This is a genomic window from Protofrankia sp. CiP1_Cm_nod1 (assembly GCF_920888515.1).
Lineage (GTDB): Bacteria > Actinomycetota > Actinomycetes > Frankiales > Frankiaceae > Protofrankia.
In genome coordinates, this window is record NZ_CAKKTM010000243.1 from 1 (window position 1) to 3,031 (window position 3,031).

Genomic DNA, 3,031 nt, shown 5'->3' on the forward strand with positions numbered 1-3,031 from the left:
TTCACGGAACAGCGGAACATTCGACGTGAGCGGTTCGCAGTGATCATCGGGGGCGGCGGTTCACGCCGCGCGACCGTCAGGAGGGTCATCGTGCAGCACGCCGAGAAGATCAGTAATGAAATGCGCAAGGCGATCGACAACTGCATGTCCTGCTCGACCACGTGCGAGGAGACGATTGCCTACTGCATGGACATGCCGGGGACGATGATGGACGCGGCGAGCATGCGTGTCCTGATGGACTGCGCGGCCGTCACGAAGGTCTGCGCGGACATGATGTGCCGCATGTCGTCGATGTACCGGGAAATGTGTGGCATCTGTGCGCGCATATGTACGATGTGCGCCGAAATGGCCATGAAGATGCCCGGCGACGCCCAGATGATGAAGCTGGCGGAAGCGTGCCGCGCATGCGCCGCATCCTGCCAGATGATGGCCGGTGCCACGGTCTGAGCCCCGGCTCTGACGTCCGCCGCTCCCGCCTGGCCGGCGGTGGCGAGGACGTGTCGTCGTCGGGTCCGGGACGTCACGGGATGCTCACGGGAGTGCCGCCCGGGCCGCCCGGGTCCGACGGAAAACCACGGAAAATCCACGAACGCCCCCTGGGGCCGTTCTCGTCCGGCGTTGTTCGTGGCCCGTGGCCGTTCGTGCTTCGCGGCCGGCGCCGGCTGTTGTCGCCGTTGTTCGACATTACCGTCGGTGCCGGCCGGAACACTGGTCGGGATATTCGGTCAGCCGGATTTCGCGGCGGCCACCAGGGCGGGCGGTGCGGTGTCGACGCCGTCCTGGTGACGGATGTCTTTCCGGACCTGATAGACCCAGCTTCTGCTGACTTTCACTCCCTGCGCGGCCAGTAAGGCGACGGCATCGGCGGCGGCACCTCCGGTCTGTTCGAGCGCGCGGACAATGGCATCGCGTTTCCCGGCCGCGTCCAGTGCGGCCAGTGTGACAGGAAGTGATGTGGACGCCGCCGTCGTGGATATCGGGACGGGCTCGTCGCGCCCCGCGCCGGATCTGTCGTCGTCCGGCTTCTCGGCTTCGCCCGGGTTGCCGGCTGGCCGGGTGTCCGACGGGACACCGGCGCCCGCGTCCAACCGGATGGTGCTGCCCGGATCCGGGCGGGCGGCACCACCGGGCGCACCGGCCGGGACGCCGTCGGCCGGGATGTCGGGCGCTGTCGGCGCTGCTGGCCGTGCGGGCGCTGTCGGCGGTGCGGGCGCCGCTGGTGGTACTGGTGGTGCTGGCGGTGTTGATGCGCTGTGGTGAACGGCCGGTCGTGCCGCCGGCTGTTCGGCGCGCTGCGCCGGCACCGTGATCGCGATGTCGGCGGGCCGCCGGCCGCCCGCCGTGCCGCGGCCGGCGTGGATCTGGCGCATGAGCAGCTCGTAGGAGCCGAGCAGCGCCAGCGGCGGCCAGCCGGCGATGATCCGGGCGGCCAGGGTGGGCTCGGCGTGCATGACGTTCGCCGCCAGCGACGCGCACGCGCCCAGCGTCAGCAGCGTGTAGGACAGCCAGGAGCGGGGTCGCCCGGCACGCCGGTCCCGCAGCATCGTCATGGACGCGGCGACGATCAGGCCGTCGACGCTGAACGGGATGACGGTGGCGGCGAGGCGGTCCTCCCCCTGCTCGAGGGCGACCCCGCGCATGTGCCGGTAGGAGACGAACGCGGCCACCGCCGCGACCGCGACCACCGCGACGATGGTGGTCGCCTGGATGGCCGGCTCCGCCCGCGTCCCGGCCCCGCCGTCCGGCCCGCTGCCGCCACCGGGCCGTACCGTGCCCGTCGGGGCTGTGCCCGCCGGGCTCGCGGGCCCTGCCGCGTCGGGTGGGCCCGTGTTCCCCGGGCCCGCCGCACTTTCCGGGCGGCTCCTCGGGGTGCTCCGCGAGCCGGTGCCCGCCAGCCCGGGCGCGCCGTCGGGGCCGGTGCCGCCCGGCTCGAGGGCGCTCGGCTCGAGGGCGCTCGGAGCGGGCTCACCACCGGGCGGCACGTATCCGCTCTCGACCGTCACGGCGGGTCCTTCCTGGAGGGCCGGCGGGCTGGTGCGGTTTCCACCACTTGTCAGCCATCCTGACGTCTGTCCGCCCATCCAGGTTGCTGTCTCGCGAAAGACTTCCTCGCCGCGACCGGACAGCTACGATCCGGCGGCCGGGCTGGTCACCGTGCGGCCACGCCGCGGCATGGTCCCGCCGCCGCGGCGGCTATCGCCGTCCGTGACCGACAGGCCCGCGGCACGGACGGTGCCAGCGGCTGACGGCCGTCAGGTGGGCAGGTAGCCCGGCAGCCCGCCGCGCTGGCGTGAGCGGCGCAGGAGCACGCGCCGGGAGCCGTCCGGGAACAGGCGCAGCCGCTCGAGCTCCCAGTCGCCGAACTCGGCGTGCAGGGTGAGGACGGCCAGAGCCTGCCGGCGGTCCGTCCCGGGCGGCAGGTACAGCCGCTGGTACTCCACATCCATGACGTCACCGTAACGACGAGGTGGACTGCCGGTGTGACGAACCTGTAAGAGCATCCGGGGCAAAGCGGGGCACAGGATAGTTTGGCTACCCTACGTAAAGGATTTACGGTACGTACAGGCCGAGGAAGGCCAGGGACGCGTACACCGCCATCATCGCGGCGCAGGCCGCCAGCACCGCGCGGAACACCTCGTCACGGCGGGTCAGCGCGGCGGCGACGAACAGGAACGGGAACGCGCCGTAGGCGTACCGCTCGCTGGAGTCCAGGTTGCTGCCGGTCAGCAGGGCCGCGATGGTCAGCGCGGCCCACAGCGGGTAGGACGCCGGCAGCGTACGCACCATGACCACGAGCAGGACGGCGACAAGCAGCAGCCACGGGACGTGCAGGGCGGTGCCCACCTCACCGTGGGCGGCGCCGCGGGCCGCGTCCCAGAGCACCGCCGCGGGGTTCGAGGAGCTGCCGTGCAGCGACTGCTGCCGCTGCAGCCGGACCGGGGCGAGGGCGTCCCCGTGGGCGATCCCCGCCCACAGCAGGTAGCCGCCGAGGCCCACGGCCGGCGCCGCGACAGCCGCCGCGCGCCGCAGC

3 protein-coding genes and 1 pseudogene are annotated in these 3,031 nt (G+C 72.4%); 1 reads left to right on the top strand and 3 read right to left on the bottom strand.

Annotation, left to right across the window (positions count from 1 at the left end; all coding sequences use genetic code 11):
- Window positions 1–447 (top strand): four-helix bundle copper-binding protein (locus NBX02_RS11095; protein ID WP_250291230.1); only part of this gene is annotated, 447 nt, incomplete at its 5' end.
- 278 nt (window positions 448–725) lie between these two features.
- On the opposite strand, the gene NBX02_RS11100 is transcribed toward NBX02_RS11095, so the two are convergent.
- The 3 genes and pseudogenes from NBX02_RS11100 to NBX02_RS11110 form a co-directional block, all read right to left on the bottom strand.
- Entirely contained in the window at window positions 726–2,003 is a 1,278-nt protein-coding gene (locus NBX02_RS11100; protein ID WP_250291232.1) for a DUF2637 domain-containing protein, read from the bottom strand.
- Window positions 2,004–2,252: 249 nt separating this feature from the next.
- The gene (locus tag NBX02_RS11105) at window positions 2,253–2,447 is read right to left on the bottom strand and encodes a DUF5703 family protein (protein WP_250285941.1); all 195 of its coding nucleotides are present in this window, start codon (window positions 2,445–2,447) and stop codon (window positions 2,253–2,255) included.
- A 103-nt stretch (window positions 2,448–2,550) separates the two neighbouring features.
- Window positions 2,551–3,031 (bottom strand): annotated as a pseudogene (locus NBX02_RS11110) (hypothetical protein); the annotation flags it as partial.

Bases quoted from the DNA above. Each gene is read 5' to 3' on its own strand.
- NBX02_RS11105 (WP_250285941.1), bottom strand. From the start codon at position 2,447: ATGGATGTGGAGTACCAGCGGCTGTACCTGCCGCCCGGGACGGACCGC.